Raw genomic sequence first — 19,376 nt, forward strand, 5'->3', positions numbered from 1 at the left:
GGCCGGAACGGGTCAGGGCAGGGTGGCCGCCAGGTGGACGGCCTGGGTGAGGGTGTCGGCCACCGGGTGACGCGAGGCGCGCAGGCGGGCCGGGTCGGTGAAGCCGCCGGTGTAGAGGACGGCCCGCGCGCCGACCGACTCGGCCGCGTCGGCGTCGTCCAGCGAGTCCCCGATCAGCACCACCGAACCACCGTCGACACCCAGCTCGTCGAGGTGCCGCGCGAGCGACTCCGCCTTACGGTCGCCGCCCACCTGGGCCCGCAGCCCGTCCACCCGGCTGAAGTGTCCGGCCAGCCCGTAGGTGTGGACGGTCGGCACCAGCTCGTCGTGGAACCACATGGACAGCAGTGACTGGCCACCGGACCAGGCGGCGATCGCGGAGCGGGCGTCCGCGGCCAGGTCGCAGGTGGTCAGGCCGACCCGGTACGCGTCGTGGAAGACCCGGTCCAGCCGGCCGAACGCCTCGTCGTCGACGGCCTGCCCGAGCACCTCGGCGTAGTAGTCGGCGATCGGTCGGCGGAAGCGCACCCGGTGCTCGTCGGCGCTGACCGCCGGCCCGCCGACGCTGGCGAACGCCGCGTTGGTGCAGGCCACCACGAGGCTGAGATCGTTGAGCAGGGTGCCGTTCCAGTCCCACACCAGGTGGGGGCGAGCAGGGGTCATCCGGCCACGATAGTCAGCACCGCGCCGTGGTGGGCCACCCGGCGGCGGTCAGAGCCGACCGGTGGTGAGGTCGCGCAGCAGCCGCTCCTCCTCGACCCGCCAGTAGCCGTGCTCCCGGCCGTCGAGGAGCACCACCGGCAGCCGGTCGCCGTACTCACGCTCCAGTTCCAGGTCCCCGGTGACGTCGCGTTCGGTCCACCGGTCACCGGTGACCCCGACCACCCGGGCGAGCGCCTCACGGGCGTCGTCGCAGAGGTGGCAGCCCGGTCGGGTGATCAGAGTGAGCCGGGCGTCAGTGGACATCGGAACCTCCGTGGGCGTCACCGGCGGCGGACGGCCGGAGCAGGGTCTTGCGCACCTTGCCGATCGCCGAGTGCGGCAACGCGTCGACGAACTCGACCGACGTCGGGCACTTGAACCGGGCCAGGTGCCGGGCACAGTGGGTGAGCAGCTCCCCGGCATCCACCGTACCGGCCGCCCTCGGCACCACGTACGCCCGGACGGTCTCGCCGGTACGCGGGTGCGGCACGCCCAGCACCGCCGACTCCGCCACCGCCGGGTGGGCCTGGAGCACCAGTTCCACCTCGTGCGGGTACACGTTGAAGCCGTTGACCAGGATCACCTCGCGCAGGCGGTCCACCAGGAAGAGGTCGCCGTCGGCGTCGGCGTAGGCGACGTCCCCGGTGGCCCACCAGCCGTCCGGATCCGGTCCGCCGCGTCCGTCCGGCCAGTAGCCGGCGAAGAGGTTCTCGCCCCGGACCACGATCTGGCCCGGGTCGGTGCCGGGCGAGGAGACGTCGAGGTCCATCTCGTCGGCGTCCTCCTCCGGCGGGGACACGCCGTCACGCCACAGGTCCGTCCCGTCCGGCGCGACCAGGCGCAGCCCGACACCGGGCAGCGCCCGCCCGATCGAGCCGGGCTTCGGCGCCCCGCCGACCAGGGTGGAGGTGAGCACCGGGGCGGTCTCGGTGAGGCCGTACCCGACGTGCACCGGCCGATCGGCGACCGCCGCGAAGCGCGCCGCGACCGCCGGCTCCAGCGGCGCCGCGCCACAGACCGCGGCCCGGACCGACGCCATCGCCGTCGCGACCGCCTCGCCCGCCTCCGCCCACGCCTGGAACATCGACGGTACGCCGACCAGCACGCTCACCCGGTGCCGGGCGATCTCGTCCAGCGCCCCGACGGTGGTGAACTCGTCGACGAGCACACCGGTCGCCCCGTGGTGCACGACCGACCCGAGCCCGGTGTTCAGCCCGTACGCGTGGAACAGCGGCAGGGCCAGCAGCACCGTGTCGTCCGGCCCGACCACCGGCGGGGTGAGCCGGTCGACCTGCTCGTGGTTGGCGGCCAGCGCGCGGTGCGACAGCATGGCCCCCTTGGGTCGACCCTCCGTGCCGGAGGTGTAGAGCAGGACGGCGAGGTCGTCCCCGCCCCGGGTGGACGCCACCGGCCCGGTCGCCTCGGTCGGCAGGGTGGTGTGCACGGCGGTGAGGGCGGGCAGTTCCGCCGCGATCCCGGCGACCAGCTCGACCACGGCCGAGGTGCCGACCAGCACGGTGGCACCGGAGTCGGCCAGCACGTGACGCAGTTCGGGGCCGGTGAGCCCGGGGTTGAGCGGCACGGCGACCAGCCCCGCGCGGAGCGCGCCGAGATAGCCGAGCACGAATTCCGGGGAGTTGGGCAGGGCGAGGGCGACCCGGGCCGGCGGCTGGCCGGAGGCCGGATCGGTCGCCGGAACGGCCCGGGTGAGCGCCCGGGCCACCCCGTCCACCGCCGCGTCCAGTTCGGACCAGGTCAGGGTCTGGTCGCGCCAGTGCAGCGCGGCCCGGTCGGGACGACGGTCGGCCGCCCGGCGTACCCGGTCGGCGAGGTTCGGCACGGAGCTGCCCGCTGTCTGCTGCTGCACGGTCGCTGAGTCTGGCACAGTGGGCGGGTGGCAGACCATGCCCATCGATCGGTTGGCCGGCGACCGGGGTGCGCCACGCCGACGGCAGGCCAGCTACCAGCGGTTTCTCGCTAACCACCTTCCTGGACGAAAGTCAACCGGCGCCAACGCACAACGGGTCCGACACCGGTGTGACGAGGCGGGAAATACTTCGGCTCTGTGTAACGGACTTGCCACACATGGGTGACGTTGGCCCTATCATCACTCGGGTCGACTCACCCCATTTGCCGTGAGTCGACACCCCTCAGCCCGAGGAGGCCGCCGTGCCTGTGACCGTATTGGACCAGCACCCCACCGGGGTCCGCCGTCAGCCGACGGCCCCCCGACCAGCACCGACCGTCCGAACCGGAGGCGAAAACGCCTCGCCGACCCCACAGCGGGCCGGACGGACGGTGCCCCCCGGCGGGAGGGAGGCCCGGTGACCACGTTCGGTTACGCCGAGCAACCGACGGGACTGGCCCCGCTGCGCCGCCTCGACGACACGTGGGGTCTCGGGGAGGGCGACGACGGAACCGCCAGACGGACGCGCAACCGGCCCCACCCGAACGAACCACCCTCCCGCCCGGCACCCTCCGGCGGCAACGCGAAGTCGACCGGGGGCCGGGTCGCCGTGCCGGCCCGGCCGAGCATGCCGGCACAGGGCCGCCGGCCCGGCGACGAGGCGGACCCGGCCGCCGCCGAGACCGCGGTCATGCCAGCGGTCCCGGCCGCCGCCGCGCCGCCCGAGCCGCCGGCCGCCCCGCCGAGCCGTCCGGACCCGTCCGATCCGGCGACCGAGGTCTGGTCGCTGGTGGAGCGGGCCAAGGCCGGCGAGCCGGAGGCGTTCGGCCTGCTCTACGACCGGTACGTCGACACCGTCTTCCGGTTCGTCTACTTCCGGGTCGGCAACCGCCAGCTCGCCGAGGACCTCACCTCCGACACGTTCCTGCGGGCACTCAAGCGGATCGGCAGCTTCACCTGGCAGGGGCGGGATCTCGGCGCCTGGCTGGTGACGATCGCCCGGAACCTGGTCGCCGACCACTTCAAGTCCGGCCGGTACCGGCTGGAGGTGACCACCGGCGACGTCATGGACGCCGACCGCGAGGACCGGGGCCCCGAGGGGAGCCCGGAGGCGGCCGTGGTCGAGCACATCACCAACGTGGCCCTGCTGACCGCCGTCAAGCAGCTCAACCCGGAGCAGCAGGAGTGCATCGTGCTCCGGTTCCTCCAGGGGTTCTCGGTCGCGGAGACGGCGAAGGCGATGGGCAAGAACGAGGGTGCGATCAAGGCCCTCCAGTACCGCGCGGTACGCGCCCTGGCCCGCCTGCTGCCGGACGGCTTCCAGCCCTAGCCCGGCCGCCACGTCTGCACCGGCGGGTTCACACCCTCCGGAAGATAGTGATGACCATCACTCCTCTCCATACTGGGCGCCCCGGCCCCGTAACCACCGCCCGGTACCGACCGTTTCTCCCGGTGCGACCGGTGTTCGCCTCGGCAGGCTCCCAGTTGGGACCACACCGGCCGGACGACCGTGACCAGTGAGAGGAGTGCCTGCGGTGGACAGCAACCTCTTCTCCCGTCGGCGGGCCGAGCGTTTCGCACAACTGCTCGACGAGGCCAACGGCGGCCGCCGGCACCACGTACGTTCCCGGGTCGACGACCACCTGGGCGACCTGGTCGGTCTCGGCCGACAGCTCGGTGCCGCGGCCCCGCCGGTCGAGGTGGACGCGGATTTCCGTACCGGGCTACGGGCGATGCTGGTGGCCACCGTGGAACGTGAGGGCGTCGGCACCACGGCCGCCCCGACGGCCGGGGCCGGACCGGCCGGTCGGCGGACGGCCGCCGGGCCGTCCCCGCGCGGTCCGCTCGTGCCCCCGGTCACCGCCCGCCGGGCCCGCGCCCGGGGTGCCATCCTGGTCGGGGTCGCCGTCGGTGCCGTGGCCGTCTCGGGCATCTCGGCGGCGAGCGAGAACGCCATCCCCGGCGACGCCCTGTACGGCATGAAACGTTCCACCGAACGGGCCCAGCTCGCCCTGGCCAGTTCGGACCTGGGCCGGGGGCAGCTCTTCCTGGACTTCGCCCGGACCCGACTCGCCGAGGCGAGCGAGGTGCGGGGTGACCGGGCGGCTTTCGAGGCGATCCTCGACGACATGGACGAGGACACCCGCCAGGGTGTGCAACTGCTGACCAGCACGGCGGTGCAGCGCACCGACGCCGCCGGCCTGGACGCCGTCGACACCTTCGTCACCGGGCAGCGCCGGGCGGTGGCCGCCCTGCTGGACGGGGCGTCCCGCGCCGAACGGGACCGGACCCGGCGGTCCCTGACCCTGCTCGACGCGGCGGAACAGCGTTCCGACGCGCTGCGGGCGGCCCTGACCTGCGGCGCCCCGCAGACGGGGACGACCGACGCGCTCGGCCCGACCGCCGGCTCCTGCCCGACCGACCGCTGACCGGCGCCCCGGTACACCGCAGCGCCCGCCAGCCGCGATCCTCCTTGGCTAGTCTCGCGGGTGGCAGACGTCGTGCCGCTCGCGGCGGGGCGTCGTGCCGGACCGGTCCGCCGCACACCGCGCCGGCCGGCGCGTCGAGCGGAGGGAGTACCTGCGTGGCCCGGAGCCGAAAGGTGACCGTCAGTACGGACGCCCACGGGCACACCGCGGGTTGGGCCCCCACCGAGCTGGAGCCACCCGGCCGCCCCGAACCCGACCCGACCGCCGCGGCCTTCTTCGACGTCGACAACACGATGATGCAGGGCGCCTCGATCTACTGGTTCGCCCGGGGGCTCGCCGCCCGGAAGTACTTCACCGCCGGCGACCTGGCCCGGTTCGCCTGGCGGCAGCTCCGGTTCCGGCTGCTCGCGACCGAGCACGCCGGGGACATGACGCACGCCAAGGAGGCCGCCCTCGCGTTCGTCGAGGGCTGGCGGGTGGACGACGTCGAACGGCTCACCGAGGAGATCTTCGACGAGCTGATGGCCCCACGGATCTGGGCCGGCACCCGCAAGCTGGCCCTGCGCCACCTCGACGAGGGAATGCGGGTCTGGCTGGTCAGTGCCGCGCCGGTGGAGATCGGCCGGGTGATCGCCGCCCGGCTCGGCCTGACCGGGGCGATCGGCACGGTCGCCGAGATCGTCGACGGTGCGTACACCGGGCGGCTGGTCGGCGACCTGATGCACGGTGCGGCCAAGGCCGAGGCGGTCACCCAGCTCGCGGCCGTGGAGGGGCTGACCCTGTCGCGCTGTGTCGCCTACAGCGACTCCGCCAACGACCTGCCGATGCTCTCGGCGGTCGGCCGGGCGGTCGCGGTCAACCCGGACGGGGTGCTGCTGCGTACCGCCCGGGAGCGGGGCTGGGAGGTCCGGGACTTCCGTACCGGCCGCCGGGCGGCCCGGATCGCCGTACCGTCGACGGCCGCCGCCGGGCTGCTGGCCGGGGCGGTCAGCGCCGGGGTGGCCCTGCACCGTCGGCGGCAACTCCGTTGACCCGGCGCCGGTGGCCGGCGGCGGTACGGCTGCCCGGCCCGGCCCGGCGGTACCGTCCCGGGCTGGCCGGGCTCGCCGTGGCGATCGCCGCCGGCACCGTGCTGGTCACGCTGCCGCAGGCCGGTCCCCCACCCGCCGAACCGGCACCGCCGCCCGCCCGGGTGGAGCAGGAGTGGCCCCGGGCGGTACGACGGGACCTGCCGGCCCGGCTCGCCGACGGTACGGCGTACAGCCCGGTCTGGTTCCTCGACCCGGCCACCTCGATCGGCACCGCGCCCAGCCCCGACGGACGTCACCTGCGCCTGCTGCGGCGGTCCGCCGACGGCGCGGTCCGTCAACTGCGCCGGCTGCCCGAGTCCGGGAGCCCGCAGTACGCCGGGTTCACCAGCTCCGGCGCGGTCGTGGCGTGGGCGGAGACCACCACCGGCCCGGACGGCCGGGGGCGTACCGAGCTGTGGACGGTGGAGCCGGGGTCGGACCGGCCGGCCCGGCGGGTGACCACGGACGGCGGCGACGTCCTCTTCTTCAACTCCCGGCACGACCTGGTGATCGACTCGGATCGGCTGCACTGGGTCGCGGCGGCCCCCGGCACTGCTCCGGCGACCGAGGTGCGCTCGGTGCCGTTGGCCGGAGGCCGGGTCGCGGTGCGGACCGAGCCGGGAGCCTGGACGCTGTCGGCGTGGCCGTGGCTGGTGAGCGCGGCGACCGGCGGCATCGGCCCGGTGCGGCTGCGCCACCTCGTCGACGGTACGGAACACACGGTGCCCGCCGGCCCGGAGGAGCTGCTCAGCTGCGGCCCGGTCTGGTGCCGGGCGCTGGTGCCGGTCGGGACGGGGGCGGGCCGGCTGGACCTGTTCCGCCCGGACGGCCGGGACCGGCACCGGGTGGCCGGTGGGGACACCCATGCCGCATTGGTCGACGTGGCGGTGCGGGACCGGTTCGAGGTCCTCCTGCGCACCGACCCGGCGGGTGCCCCCGGCGGTGGATCGCAGTTGCGGCTGTACGACGTCACCCGGCGGCGGACGCTGGTGGTGGCCGACGGGGTGGGTCTGGTGCTCTGCCGGGGCGACGTGCTCTGGTGGTCCGGTGGCGGGCGTGAGGCGACCGGCTGGCACACCCTGGACCTGCGCACCCTGACCTGAGCGGGTCAGACGTTCACGTGGAAGTGCACCGCGAAGTAGCCGGTGTTCGCCGTGGAGTTGGACGCCTCCACGCCGACCCACCCGTGGAACGTCCCGTTGTCGCCGATCACCTGGAGCTGCGGCTTGCGGTGCGACCCGCCCGTGTAGCAGGTGCTCGACGTCAGGCAGGTGCACCAGTGCTCGTAGAAGTTCCGCCGGCCCGATCCCGCGAGGTAGTAGCGGATCGGGGAGGAGGTCGCGCCGTTCGGGCAGGACGAGCAGGTGGCGGTCGGGGGGCTGAGCCAGCTCAGGCAGTTCCCGTTGCACCGGGCGAACGACCGGAGGTCCATCCCGCTGGGGCCGGCGGCACCGGTGCTTCCGCTGTAGCCGGCGTACCGGCCGGTGTACTGGGCCAGCGGGATGTTGCTGACCGGCGTGTACGCGTCGTTCGAGGCGGAACTGCCGAAGCCCCAGCCGACGGTGACCCCGTAGTTGGAGCTGACGAAGTCGAGCCGGGCCAGGTCGCTGGCGGGCTGGCTGACCCGCCAGGTCTCCTGGACGCTCCCGCTCCAGGTGATGGTGACGGTGTCACCGGAGTTGGTGTACGTACCGGCGAGGGACTTCACGGTGGCACCGGGCTGGAACCCGGCGGCCGTACGCACCTCGCAGTCGTGGCCGGTGCAGCCGGTCGTCCGGACGCCCGTGCCGGCGGCCCCGACGGCGGTGGCCCGGTTCCAGTAGAAGAAGCTCTCGGTGACCGTGCCGTCGCCGAAGAAGTAGTAGGTGGCCAGCCGGACCCAGACCGGACCGGTGGCGGGCGCACCATGGGCGGGAATGGCTCCGAGCGCGACGCTGTAGATGCGTCGCCCGCCCGGGTAGTCGACGGCCTGCGCGGGTGCCGGCAGGAGAACCGCCCCCAGGACCAGTGCGACCAGCGCTGCCGAAAGGTGCCGCCAGGTGACTCTCCGTCGGTTGTCCATTCCGCCACGTCCCTCCACCGTCGACCAGCCTGACGTAGCGTAGCCGATCGATGTGGACCGCGTGATCTGTCGACGCGGGCGCAGGCCGGAGCGCTGGCGGGGTCAGGGGCCGAACGGGTCGGGACGGCGTTCCAGGAGCTGGTGCAGGGTCTGCTGGATGGTCTCCCGGACCTGGTCGGCGAGGTTGAACACGACCAGCGGGTCGTCGGCCGAGTCGGTCAGGTGCGCGGTGGGGATCGGCGGGCAGAACTGGATCATCCACTTGCTCGGCAGCGGCACCAGGCCCAGCGGCCCGAGCCAGGGGAAGGTCGGGGTGACCGGGAAGTAGGGAAGCTTGAGCAGGCGCGCGAGCGGCTTGAGGTCGGCCAGCATCGGGTAGGTCTCCTCGGCGCCGACGATGGCCACCGGGACGATCGGCGTGCCGGTGCGCAGCGCCGCCGAGACGAAGCCGCCCCGCCCGAAGCGTTGCAGCTTGTACCGGTCGGAGTAGAGCTTGCCGATGCCCTTGAACCCCTCCGGGAAGACGCCGACCAGCTCACCGTTGCGCAGCAGCCGCTCGGCGTCCGGATTGCAGGCGACCGTACCGCCGGACTTGCGGGCCACCTCGGAGACGACCGGCATCCGGAAGACCAGGTCCGCGCCGAGCAGCCGGAGGAACCGGCGCTCGGGATGCTGGTCGTGCAGGGCCGCGGAGAGGATCAACGCGTCCAGCGCGACGGTGCCGGAGTGGTTGCCGACCACCAGGCCGGCCCCGTCGACGGGCACGTGCTCCAGCCCGGTGACCTCGGTGCGGAACCAGTCCCGGTAGAGCACACGCAGCAGCGGGTGGAAGACCGCCTCGGTGAGATCCGGGTCGAAGCCGAACTCGTCGATCTCGTAGTCGCCGGAGAGCCGGCGGCGCAGGAAGGCCAGGCCCTGGGCCACCCGGCGGTCCCACTGGTCGAGCGGGCGGCCCGGCACGGCCGGGGGATCCGGGTGGTGGCCGTTGCGCCGGGCGGGTCGGGTCAGGTCGGTGGCGTCCGGCGGCTGGAACGGCCGTCCCAACGGCACGTCCCGCTCGGTCTCGTCGGGCCGGCTCACGACTGCTCCCGCACGGCCGCACGGACCTGCCGGATGCCGGCGAGGACGGCCTGCTCGGCGGCGGCGAGCTGGTCACGGGTCACCACGACACCACCGTGGTGGGCACGGAGGAAGTCGTCGAAGGCGGCGGCGGTGGAACGCGGGGTGAAGCCGTACTCCTCGACGAGCCGGCTGGTGTCGACCACCCGGCCGTGCACGAAGAGGTCGACCTGGTCGAGGCCGAGTCGGCCGTACCCGAGGGTACGGGCGAGCGCGACCGCCCCGGAGAGCCCGGGTTCCAGCACCGGCACCTCGAGCCGACCGGCCCGGCGGATCGCCTGCGAGAGCGAGAGCACGCCCGGACCGGCGACGTTGTAGGTGCCGGGATGGTCCTCGACGATCGAGCGGTGCAGCACCTCCAGCGCGTCGTCGAAGTGGAGGAACTGCAAGCGGGGGTCCCGGCCGAGGACGGTGGGGACGACCGGCTGACGGAAGTACCGGGTCAGCGTGGTGTCGGCGGTGGAGCCGATGAACGGCGCGAAGCGCAGCACGGTCGCGGTGACGTCGGGGCGGCGACGGCGGAAGCCGCGGACGTACCCCTCGATGTCCAGGATGTCGCGGCCGAACCCGCCGCGCGGTACCTCGCGCGGCTCGGTCTCCTCGGTGAAGACGGCCGGATCGCGGAAGGAGACCCCGTAGGCGGCGGTCGACGACCGGACGACGACCTTGCGCAGCCGGGACGCCCGCTGACAGGCGGCGAGGAGCTGCATGGTGCCGATGACGTTCTGTTCCTTCATCGCCGCCCGGCCGCCCTGCTGCCGGTCGGGGGCGCTGACCAGCGCGAGGTGGACCACCGCGTCGACCTCCAGGTCGACCAGGAGGTCGCCGACCGAGCCGGCGTCGACGCGCACCCGCTCGACCCGGTCGAGCAGGTCGGCCGGCTCCGCCGCACCGGGCGGGTCGACGCCGATCACCCGTTCGATCCGGGGGTCGGCGGCGAGCCGGGCGGCCACGTGTGCGCCGAGGTAGCGGCTAACCCCGGTCACGACGACGACCCCCGGAGCACCTGAGGTGCCACCGGGGGTCATGTCGCGCACCCTGCCCGGCAGGCCGGATCAGCGAGCCGAGACGTCCACGGCCTTCTCACCTGAGCCTCCGAGGGTCGACAGATGGCAAGTGGTGCCGGTGCCGGGTCACGCCCGGCACCGGTCACTTGCCGAGACGGCGACGCTGGACGCGGGTCTTGCGCAGCAGCTTGCGGTGCTTCTTCTTAGCCATGCGCTTGCGGCGCTTCTTGACCACCGAGCCCATACGACAGCCTTTCGATACAACGTGCGGGGCGGACCGGAGGCACCACGAGATGGTGCTGGTACCGCTTGCGGACAACGGACCGGACCTGGTGGGTGGGCATCGCGGCGCACCGCCGGGTGGTCACGGTCGGATCCAGGGTAGCCGGAGACCATCAGCAGGACCAACGCGCCCCCGTCGATGGCCGTCACCACGCGCTCCGGGAAGCGCCGGACGTCGCTGCGGCCCGCGTCGTCGTACGGCTTCCGGCGGACGACCGTCGGGCCGCCGCGGCTCCCGCCGCCGACCGTCAGGCCGTCTCGGAGAACGCTCCACGCAGGTACTCGTGCACCGCGTGTTCGGGCACCCGGAACGACCGTCCGACCCGCACGGCGGTCAGCTCACCGCTGTGCACGAGCCGGTAGACCGTCATCTTCGACACCCGCATGACCGCCGCCACCTCGGCGACGGTGAGGAACTTGACCTCCGACAGCCGTCCGTCGGACTGCGACCCGGCCATGGCTCACCGACCCATCCCATGCCCAGCGCGGCCTGCGACGGGTTCGTCCCGCCACCAGGGCAACGCGCGTGTTACCAGTACGGTAACGGGACGGCTGTGACCGGCGCGATCCCTTCGCGCATTTGATCTTGCGCGGAGCCCGCTTCCGTCCCTGGTGAGCTGCGGCGGAAGGCGCCCGGTGGCTCCGGTGGCGCCACCGGGGCCACCGGGCGGGCGCCCCGGGCCGCTTGCGGACACGGTCCGGGGCTCCGCACTGGGAGCGTGCACAGTGTCTCAGACCCGGCCGGTGGCCCGGACGGCGGTCGATCATGACCGGCCACCCCTGCGGTGAGCTGGGGCCGGATGCGCCGACGGCGCGGGCAACCGGTCAGGCGGCCACGGCCCGCACCCGCGCGACGCACTCGTCGTGCAGCTCCGACCACGGCTCCCCGTACACCTTGCGGGCAGCCTCCGCCACCGGCCGGCGGTCGTGCACCACCGCCGCGAAGAAATCCAGCAGACGCTGACCGCCGTACCGGTCCACCAGGTACCGGACCGCCAGGTAACCGACGCCGTAACTGGCCGCGACCCGGTCGGCGGGGGCGTCGTCGGCGGGCGCGAGCGTGTCGAGCCGGCCGTCCCAGCCGCCCCCGACCAGCAGCCGCCGGACGTCGTCCAGCCCGGCGTACCGGCCCACCGGACGGCCACCCACGCCGGCCAGCTCGGCCATCCCCTCCACCAGCCACCAGGCGTGCCGGCCGGACCAGCCCCCGGCGGGCAGCGAGGCGGCGTGGGTCAACTCGTGGCGGAGCAGGTCGGCGACGCCGCCCGTCCGCAACGCGTCCGCGTTCAGCACCACCTCGTGGTGCCCGCCGCCCACGGTCACCACGTACCCGCCGGTCCACGCCGGCCGGCCCCCGCCGTACCAGCGCCGCCACTCGTCCCGGCCGGCGTAGAAGATCCGGTACCGGTCCGGCCGGATGCCGTCCACGGCGTACCCGTCGGCGACCGCCGCGGCCGCCTCGGCCTCGGCGAGCAACCCGGGCAGACGGGCCCGCAGGCCGACGGTGGTGGCCACCACCGTGCGCGGGCCGACGGCGGTGACCAGCTCGCTGACCTCCCATGGCCGGGTACCGGTCTCGGCGGACACGGAGGGCTCGACGGCGACCAGGCGGGGCCCGTCGGGTGCCTCCCGCCACCGGGTGGCGGCCAACACCGGGCTGGGGGTGCAGTCGGGCACGACCAGGCAGTACCGGTAGGTGACCAGTTGCCGCCACTGGCCCGGCTGGCCGGGCGCCGGGGCCGGCTGGCCGCTCGGCTCGGCCCACCAGACCGCGATCCGCAACGCGCGCAGGGAGGCGAACCGTCGGGTGAGGTCGCCCCGTGCGGCCGGTTCGGCGACCGCGAGGAACCCGTCCCGGTCGCCGCGCAGCAGTGCCCCGGACTGCCGCTCGAGCTGGGTGTCGATCGCGGCGGCCAGCCGGGCGACCGGACCGCTCGCCGGACCGCCGGGACGCGGCATCTTCTCGTCGGCCGACCGGTCCGCCGTCTCCCGGACCACCGCCGCCACCAACGCCGCAGGCAGGAGGCAGCCCAGCGCCACGGCCACCACGGCGACGGCTGCCCAGAGGAGCCCGCGCCGCCTCCGCCGCAACCCGTGCCGCTCGTCCTCCACGGCGGGAGAGTACGCCATTCGGCTGTCCGGACTGCCGTTTGCGCCGGCTGGTCAGGGCCTCCGACTTACCTAGACTCCGGTCATGGCTCCCACCGGCCCCCGGCTCACCCCGCAGACGGTCGAGGTGCTGCGGCTGCTCCTCGCCGCGCCGGACCAGCCCCGGTACGGCCGGGACATCGCCCGCCAGACAAGGCTGAAGACCGGCACACTGCACCCGATCCTGGCCCGGTTGGAGCTGGCCGGCTGGGTGGAGAGCTTCTGGGAGGACCCGGCCGCGCACGAGGCCCAGGGCCGGCCGCGCCGCCGGTACTACCGGCTCACCCCCGACGGGGTACGGGTGGCCCGCGCGGCCGTCGCCGGCCCGTCGGGTGACGCGCACGCCGATGCGACCCCGCCCGCCCTGCACCCGAATCCCGGCTTCTAGCCGTACGACCGGGGTGCCGGGCTCCGGTCAAGAGCCACCGGGCCACATTGGCAGCACGCGAAAGAAAAGCTAATAACTAGACCGGTCAATGTCTAGCTAGGTAGGTTTCCAGGGAGCGCTCGCCGGCCGGACACGTCGGCCGGGTCCCGGCCGGTCGGCCTTCGGACCCTGCCGGTCGCCCGGCCCGTCGACCCGCCGGAGAACGGGGGCGGTGGGTCGGGCGGGCGCCCCTACCCGGGCCCCACCGGGCGCCCGGTGGGTCGCGGGCCGGCGGACGATGGGTCTCCGCCGGCCCGCGCCACGCCCGCCGACCCGGTCACTTCCGGGAGAGCAGGGCGCGACCGAAGAAGGCGAGGTTGGCCGGACGCTCGGCGAGCCGCCGCATGAGGTAGCCGTACCACTGGTCGCCGTAGGGCACGTACGTCCGGACGGTGTGCCCGGCGGACACCAGCCGGGTCTGCTCCTCGGGCCGGATGCCGTAGAGCATCTGGAACTCGAAGCTGCCCGGCCCCCGGTCGAACCAGCGCGCCCGGTCCTCCCCGATCCCGATCAGGCGGGGGTCGTGGGTGGCGAGCATCGGGTAGCCGTCGCCGGACATCAGCACGTTCATGCAGCGCACGTAGGAGCGGTCCACGTCCCGGGCCGACTGGTACGCCACCGACTCCGGCTCCCGGTACGCGCCCTTGCAGAGCCGGACCCGGGAACCGGCGGTGGCCAGGTCCCGGCAGTCGGCCTCGGTCCGCCGCAGGTACGCCTGGAGCACCGCCCCGGTGCCGGGGTGGTCCTTGCGGAGCTTGGACAGGACGTCCAGCGTCGAGTCGGTGGTGGTGTGGTCCTCCATGTCCAGGGTGACCGTGGTGCCCGCCTCGTCGGCGGCGACGCAGATGGCCCGCGCGTGGTCGTAGGCGAGCTGCTCGTCGAACTTCTGGCCGAGAGCGGAGAGCTTCACGCTCACCTCGGCGGCCGGGGTGAGCCCGCCGTCGCGCAGCGCCCCCAGCAGGGTGAGGTACCCGTCCCGGGTGGCGCTGGCCTGCTCGGGGTTGACGGTGTCCTCGCCCAGGTAGTCGAGGGTGACCGTGAGGCCGTCGGCGACGAGCCCCCGGGTCACGCGCAACGCGTCGTCGGTACCGGCGCCGGCGACGAACCGGCGGACGACGTCCCGGGTGTAGGGAGCCGTCTCGACGAGCCGCTCGACCCGGGATGACCGGGCGGCGGCGAGGATGACCGAACGGAGCATGAGCCGAGCGTAACGCCCGGACCGGAAGCCGCGCCCGGCAGCGGCCACCTCGGCCGGTGGTCTGCTTTGCCCTGAAAACGCCCTTGGAAAAGCGATGACCAGGGCCGATCCTCTGCACGACCGGGTGACGACGCGGTGGCGGCCATCGGCTACAACGAACGGGTGGAAAACCGCTCCCCTCGCCGGCTCCGGTCGGCCACCGTGCAACTCGGCACGCTCACCGTGCTCGCGCTGGCCCTCTCCGGGTGCAACATGACCTCGGACGACGACGATGACGACTGCGCCCTCGGCCCGAGCGGCGGAGGCGGCACCGTGGCGCTGGCCCTCCAGAAGCCCGCCCCGGCCACCGGAGCGACCGCCCCGGAGCCGGTCGCGGGCGCCGTCCCGGAACGCGGCGGCTTCGGCACCCACCTGGCCGACTGCGGCGGCTGACGTGCGCCGGGAGACCCGCGCGCCCCGGCCCGGCTGGCGGGAGACGATCCGCGAGCAGGGGCTGGTCTACGCCGAGACCGAGCTGCCCGACGGCGAACTCATGTCGTACTGGGACGAGACCGCGGCGTACGCCTTCGACCTGGCCGAGGTGCTCCGGCTGGAGGAGGCGACCGAGGAGCTGCACCGGATGTCGGTCGCCGCCGCCGAGCACGTGGTGGCCCGCCACCGGTACGCCGACTTCGGCATCCCGGCGTGGGCGGCCGAGGCGGTGGCCCGGTCGCTGCGCGAGCGCCCGCCCAGCCTCTACGGCCGGTTCGACCTCTGGTACGACGGCTCCTGGCCGCCGAAGTTGCTGGAGTACAACGCCGACACCCCCACCAGCCTGGTCGAGGCGGGCATCATCCAGTGGTACTGGCTGGAGCAGACCCGGCCCGACCTGGACCAGTGGAACAGCCTGCACGAACGGCTGGTGGCCGCCTGGCACCGGATCGGCCGGGACCTGCACGACCCCACCGTGCACGTGTTCTGGTCGCGGGAGGAGGACTCCGGCGAGGACCAGATGACCGCCGGCTACCTCGCCGAGTGTGCCCGGCAGGCCGGGCTCAAGGCCGAGCTGATGCCGATCCAGGAGATCGGCTGGGACGGCCGCCGCTTCGTCGACCGGTTCGACCGGCCGATCACCACCTGTTTCAAGCTCTACCCCTGGGAGTGGATGGTCGCCGAGCCGTACGGGCGGCTCGCCCTGGAGCCGGGCACGCCGACCACCTGGATCGAGCCCGCCTGGAAGCTGCTGCTCTCCAACAAGGCGCTGCTGGCCGTCCTCTGGGAGCTGTACCCCGGGCACGAGCTGCTGCTCCCGGCGTACCTCGACTCGCCCCGGGGGATGGACGAGTACGTGGTCAAGCCCCTGCTCGGCCGGGAGGGTGGGTCGGTCCGGATCGTCACGGCCGGCGGTGCCGAGATCAGCAACCCGGGCATCTACGGCGACGAGGGCTGGTGCTACCAGGAGTTCCGGGCGCTGCCGGAGTTCGACGGCAACCGGGTGGTGCTGGGCAGCTGGATCGTCGACGGCGAGTCGGCCGGCGCGGGCATCCGGGAGAGCGAGAGCCTGATCACCGACGGCTACGCCCGGTTCCTGCCCCACTACATCGATACGCCACGCGCCTGACGAGTCGTCTACCGTTGAGGGGTGAACTTCGACGCGTACGCCCGAAACGGCGTTGACCTCGTCAACGCCCGCCTGGACGACCTCGACGACCTGCAATCCCTGCTCCCCGGTGACGACGCGGGGCTGCGCGAAGAGATCACGGAACGGGATCTGGCGACCTTCCGCCGGGCACGGAAACGGCTGCGTGGTGTCTTCGAGTACGGCGCCTCCGGGCAGGACGCCGAGGCGGTCGCCGAGCTGAACGCCCTGCTGGAGGCGTACCCGGTGCACCCGCACATCTCCGGGCACGACTCCAGCGACTGGCACATGCACCCGGCGAGCCGGGGCGCCTCGGTCGCCGTCGACTACCTGGCCGGCGCGGTCTGGGGGCTGGCGGTGTGGCTCTGCGAGTACGGCAGCGCCCGGTTCGGGGTCTGCGCCGACGAGCGGTGCGGCAACGTGTACCTGGACACGTCGTCCAACTGCTGCCGGCGGTTCTGCTCGGAACGCTGCGCCACCCGGTCCCACGTGGCCGCCCACCGGGCCCGCAAGCGCGCCGCCACCGTCGAGCAGCCCCTCACGTCGGTCAGCTGACCCGCCGCGCCCAGGCCCGGCGCGTCCAGGTCCGGCTATGCGGCGCGGACCCGGCTACGCGGCGCGGCTCAGCCGGCTCGGGCGCGGCCGGCTGACTCAGGCGTCGACCGGAGACGGGGCGGCGAGGTGCTGGCGGGCGAAGTCGAGGGCGGCGCGCAGGTCGGCCTCGCGGACCGCGCGACTCTTCGCGCCCCGGGTGGCCACCTCCACCGCCACCGAACCGGTGAAGCCCCGGCCGGCCAGCGAGGAGAGCAGCTCGGCGCAGGGCTGGGTGCCGCGCCCCGGCACCAGGTGCTCGTCGCGCCCCTCGCCGGTGCCGTCGCCGAGGTGGACGTGGGCCAGCCGGTCACCCATCCGGTCGGCCATCGCCAGCGCGTCGGTGTGCGAGGCGGCGCAGTGCGACAGGTCGAGGGTGTACGCGTCGTACCCCGTGTCGGTCGGATCCCAGCCGGGCAGGTACGGCACGAACTGCCGTCCCGCCATCCGCACCGGGTACATGTTCTCCACCGCGAACCGCAGCCCGCCGTGCCGTTGGCCGATCTCCGCGATGCCGTCGGCGAAGCCCCGGGCGTAGTCGCGCTGCCAGGTGAAGGGCGGGTGGACGACCACGGTCGGGGCTTCCAGGCTCTCGGCCAGCTCGGCCGCCTTCCGTAGCCGCTCCCACGGGTCGGGGCTCCACACCCGCTGGGTGACCAGGAGGCAGGGCGCGTGCACCGACAGGACCGGCACGCCGTAGTGCGCCGCGAGGCCGCGCAGCGCACCGGCGTCCTGGCTGACGGCGTCCGTCCAGACCATCACCTCGACGCCGTCGTAGCCGAGCGCCGCGGCCAACTGGAACGCCGCCGCGGTCGGCTCGGGGAAGACTGAGGAGCTGGAGAGGAGCACCGGGACGCGGGAAGTCACGTCAACCAGGGTAGCCCGCGCCGACGGGGGCATCGTGACGAGCAGTCGCAAACCGCTCGTAACATTCCAAGTCCGAAATCACGCTGTCTCGAGCTGATCCAGCCGGCGGAGGATGACCCCCTCCCGCAGCGCCCAGGGGCAGACGTCCAGGGCCTCGACGTCCAGCCGGCGGAGCACCGCCTCGGCCACCACCGCCCCGGCCAGGAGCTGGTGCGAACGGCCGGTGCTGACCCCCTCCACACCGGCGAGCTGAGCCGGCGGGATGTGCCGGATGAAGGTGAGCACCTGGCGGAGCCCGGTACGGGTGAGCCGACGGGGTGCCCAGAGACCGGCGCCCGACGGGGCCGCCCCGGCCAGCCGGGCCAGGGTCCGGAACGTCTTGGAGGTGGCGACCGGCCGTTCCCAACCCACCCGCGTCATCTGCTCGACCACCGGGTCCAGCATCGTGTCGACGTACTCCCGCAGCTCGTCGACGACCTCAGGCGAGGGCGGGGTGGTGGTGCTCGGGTCGACCCCGAGCCGCTCACGGGTCAGCCGACCCGCGCCGAGCGGCAGGGACACCGCCACGTCCGGGTCCTCGTCGATCCCGGCGGCCACCTCCAGCGAGCCGCCGCCGATGTCCAGCACCAGCAGCCGGCCGGCGGACCAGCCGAACCACCGCCGCACCGCCAGGAAGGTCAGCCGCGCCTCGTCCGCCCCGGCCAGCACCTCCAGGCGTACGCCGGCCTCGTCCCGGACCCGGGCCAGCACCTCGGTGGCGTTGGTGGCGTCGCGGACGGCGGAGGTGGCGAAGGCGATCAGATCGTCGGTGGCCAGGTCGACGGTCGCCTGCCGCGCCGTGCCGACCGCCTCGACCAACGCGTCCGCCCCGGCCCGGGTCAGCGCCCCGTCCGGCCCGAGCTGCTCGGCGAGGCGGAGCACCACCTTCTCGGAGTGCGCCGGCCACGGGTGGGCACCGCGGTGCGCGTCCACCACCAACAGGTGGACCGTGTTGGAACCGACGTCGAGGACACCCAGTCGCATGGTGAAGACCCTAGAGCCCGTACGCGTACGCGGCTCGCCTGCCGGGTGGCCGCACCCGGCGTAGGCTGGCCGGATGGAGATCCGAGTCCTGGTGGACGACCCGGTGGACCCCCGCAGCCGGGAGGTGCCGCTGGATTTCCCCCGCGAGTGGATCGAGTTCGTCGACCCGGCCGACGACCGGCACGTCGTCCGCGCGGACCTGACCTGGCTGCTCTCCCGCTGGACGTGTGTCTTCGGCCGGGGCTGTCACGGCATCGTCGCCGGCCGGGCCGCGGACGGATGCTGCTCGCACGGCGCGTTCTTCACCGACGCGGACGACGAGAAGCGGGTGCGGGCCGCCGCGAAGCGGCTGACGCCGCAGACCTGGCAGCACCACCGGCGCGGGTTCAAGAACTGGACCGAGGTGGACACCATCGACGGTGACAACCCGGCCCGGCGGACCGCCACCCGGAGCGTCGACGGCCCGTGCGTCTTCCTCAACGACGCCGACTTCCCGGCCGGGGGCGGCTGCGCGCTGCACGCCCAGGCGCTGCGGGACGGGGCGCACCCGCTGGAGTACAAGCCGGACGTCTGCTGGCAGCTGCCGATCCGGCGGGACCAGGAGTGGAGCAAGCGGCCGGACAACACCAGGGTGCTGGTGACCACGCTGGCCGAGTTCGACCGGCGGGGCTGGGGCTCCGGCGGGCACGACCTGGACTGGTGGTGCACCTCGTCGCCGGAGGCACACGTCGGCGGCGAGCCGATGTACCTGTCGTACGGGCCGGAGCTGACCGCGCTGATCGGCGAGCCCGCGTACGTGAGGCTCGCCGAACTGTGCGCGGCACGCCACCGGCAGGGCCTGGTCGCCCCCCACCCGGCCAGCCCGGCCTGAGCGCCGCGCCGCTGAGGTGGTAGCAGGGGTCCCCTGTTACCGCTTTTTGAGGAGCA

At 73.9% G+C, this 19,376-nt stretch carries 21 protein-coding genes; 9 read left to right on the top strand and 12 right to left on the bottom strand.

The features are described 5' to 3' along the window. Positions 1-12: 12 nt before the first annotated feature. Genes IGA62_RS09480 through IGA62_RS09490 form a run of 3 tightly spaced genes read right to left on the bottom strand, consistent with a single transcriptional unit; the run spans position 13 to position 2,614 of the window. Positions 13-663, bottom strand: a complete 651-nt coding sequence (locus tag IGA62_RS09480; RefSeq protein WP_145815369.1) for an HAD family hydrolase — start codon at positions 661-663, stop codon at positions 13-15. Positions 664-711: 48 nt separating this feature from the next. Further along, entirely contained in the window at positions 712-966 is a 255-nt protein-coding gene (locus IGA62_RS09485; protein ID WP_091452281.1) for a glutaredoxin family protein, read from the bottom strand. After that, positions 956-2,614, bottom strand: a complete 1,659-nt coding sequence (locus tag IGA62_RS09490; RefSeq protein WP_377464336.1) for an AMP-binding protein — start codon at positions 2,612-2,614, stop codon at positions 956-958. The genes IGA62_RS09485 and IGA62_RS09490 overlap by 11 nt, the downstream gene beginning before the upstream one ends. 412 nt (positions 2,615-3,026) lie before the next feature. On the opposite strand from IGA62_RS09490, the gene IGA62_RS09495 reads away from it, so the two are divergent. From IGA62_RS09495 to IGA62_RS09510, 4 genes are all read left to right on the top strand, one after another. Further along, positions 3,027-3,938, top strand: a complete 912-nt coding sequence (locus IGA62_RS09495) for a sigma-70 family RNA polymerase sigma factor (RefSeq protein WP_145815368.1) — start codon at positions 3,027-3,029, stop codon at positions 3,936-3,938. A gap of 205 nt (positions 3,939-4,143) precedes the next feature. Next, on the top strand, positions 4,144-5,037 hold the full coding sequence (locus IGA62_RS09500) for a DUF5667 domain-containing protein (protein ID WP_145815367.1): 894 nt from the start codon (positions 4,144-4,146) through the stop codon (positions 5,035-5,037). A 155-nt stretch (positions 5,038-5,192) separates the two neighbouring features. Further along, complete coding sequence (locus IGA62_RS09505) at positions 5,193-6,068, top strand: HAD family hydrolase (RefSeq protein ID WP_145815366.1); 876 nt, start codon at positions 5,193-5,195, stop codon at positions 6,066-6,068. Then, the gene (locus IGA62_RS09510) at positions 6,065-7,210 is read left to right on the top strand and encodes a hypothetical protein (RefSeq protein ID WP_145815365.1); all 1,146 of its coding nucleotides are present in this window, start codon (positions 6,065-6,067) and stop codon (positions 7,208-7,210) included. Before IGA62_RS09505 ends, IGA62_RS09510 begins: the two co-directional genes overlap by 4 nt. 5 nt (positions 7,211-7,215) lie before the next feature. Here the strand turns inward: IGA62_RS09510 and IGA62_RS09515 are convergent, their stop codons facing one another. From IGA62_RS09515 to IGA62_RS09540, 6 genes are all read right to left on the bottom strand, one after another. Next, positions 7,216-8,169, bottom strand: a complete 954-nt coding sequence (locus IGA62_RS09515; protein ID WP_145815364.1) for a hypothetical protein — start codon at positions 8,167-8,169, stop codon at positions 7,216-7,218. Positions 8,170-8,271: 102 nt separating this feature from the next. Continuing rightward, a complete protein-coding gene (locus IGA62_RS09520) occupies positions 8,272-9,177 on the bottom strand; it encodes a lysophospholipid acyltransferase family protein (protein WP_145821699.1) in 906 nt (301 codons plus the stop codon). A 68-nt stretch (positions 9,178-9,245) separates the two neighbouring features. Further along, entirely contained in the window at positions 9,246-10,316 is a 1,071-nt protein-coding gene (locus tag IGA62_RS09525; RefSeq protein ID WP_145815363.1) for an NAD-dependent epimerase/dehydratase family protein, read from the bottom strand. 121 nt (positions 10,317-10,437) lie between these two features. Further along, positions 10,438-10,539 carry a 30S ribosomal protein bS22 gene (locus tag IGA62_RS09530; RefSeq protein WP_007465623.1) on the bottom strand — a complete coding sequence of 34 codons (102 nt, stop codon included), beginning with the start codon at positions 10,537-10,539 and terminating at the stop codon, positions 10,438-10,440. A gap of 286 nt (positions 10,540-10,825) precedes the next feature. Continuing rightward, positions 10,826-11,035, bottom strand: coding sequence for a helix-turn-helix domain-containing protein (locus tag IGA62_RS09535; protein ID WP_088981934.1), 210 nt, complete (start codon positions 11,033-11,035; stop codon positions 10,826-10,828). 367 nt (positions 11,036-11,402) lie between these two features. Next, a complete protein-coding gene (locus IGA62_RS09540; RefSeq protein WP_232624935.1) occupies positions 11,403-12,707 on the bottom strand; it encodes a hypothetical protein in 1,305 nt (434 codons plus the stop codon). A 64-nt stretch (positions 12,708-12,771) separates the two neighbouring features. On the opposite strand from IGA62_RS09540, the gene IGA62_RS09545 reads away from it, so the two are divergent. Beyond that, positions 12,772-13,113 carry a PadR family transcriptional regulator gene (locus tag IGA62_RS09545; RefSeq protein ID WP_145815362.1) on the top strand — a complete coding sequence of 114 codons (342 nt, stop codon included), beginning with the start codon at positions 12,772-12,774 and terminating at the stop codon, positions 13,111-13,113. A 316-nt stretch (positions 13,114-13,429) separates the two neighbouring features. Here the strand turns inward: IGA62_RS09545 and IGA62_RS09550 are convergent, their stop codons facing one another. Next, positions 13,430-14,350 (bottom strand): proline dehydrogenase family protein, encoded by a 921-nt coding sequence (locus IGA62_RS09550; protein WP_145815361.1) that lies wholly within the window; start codon positions 14,348-14,350, stop codon positions 13,430-13,432. 135 nt (positions 14,351-14,485) lie between these two features. Between IGA62_RS09550 and IGA62_RS09555 the strand changes: the two genes are divergently transcribed. From IGA62_RS09555 to IGA62_RS09565, 3 genes are read left to right on the top strand one after another with little or no spacing between them, the layout of a single operon-like run. After that, positions 14,486-14,782 carry a hypothetical protein gene (locus IGA62_RS09555; protein ID WP_232624936.1) on the top strand — a complete coding sequence of 99 codons (297 nt, stop codon included), beginning with the start codon at positions 14,486-14,488 and terminating at the stop codon, positions 14,780-14,782. A gap of 1 nt (position 14,783) precedes the next feature. Then, positions 14,784-15,950, top strand: coding sequence for a glutathionylspermidine synthase family protein (locus IGA62_RS09560; protein WP_145815360.1), 1,167 nt, complete (start codon positions 14,784-14,786; stop codon positions 15,948-15,950). Positions 15,951-15,971: 21 nt separating this feature from the next. Then, positions 15,972-16,523 carry a CGNR zinc finger domain-containing protein gene (locus tag IGA62_RS09565; RefSeq protein ID WP_145815359.1) on the top strand — a complete coding sequence of 184 codons (552 nt, stop codon included), beginning with the start codon at positions 15,972-15,974 and terminating at the stop codon, positions 16,521-16,523. Between the two features lie 96 nt (positions 16,524-16,619). Here the strand turns inward: IGA62_RS09565 and IGA62_RS09570 are convergent, their stop codons facing one another. Beyond that, positions 16,620-17,426, bottom strand: coding sequence for a sugar phosphate isomerase/epimerase family protein (locus IGA62_RS09570; protein WP_186499705.1), 807 nt, complete (start codon positions 17,424-17,426; stop codon positions 16,620-16,622). A gap of 78 nt (positions 17,427-17,504) precedes the next feature. Then, entirely contained in the window at positions 17,505-18,449 is a 945-nt protein-coding gene (locus tag IGA62_RS09575) for a Ppx/GppA phosphatase family protein (RefSeq protein WP_145815358.1), read from the bottom strand. Positions 18,450-18,522: 73 nt separating this feature from the next. On the opposite strand from IGA62_RS09575, the gene IGA62_RS09580 reads away from it, so the two are divergent. Next, positions 18,523-19,320, top strand: coding sequence for a hypothetical protein (locus tag IGA62_RS09580; RefSeq protein WP_145815357.1), 798 nt, complete (start codon positions 18,523-18,525; stop codon positions 19,318-19,320). Positions 19,321-19,376: the final 56 nt, after the last annotated feature.

Source organism: Micromonospora sagamiensis (assembly GCF_014680085.1).
GTDB classification, from domain to species: Bacteria; Actinomycetota; Actinomycetes; order Mycobacteriales; family Micromonosporaceae; genus Micromonospora; species Micromonospora inyonensis.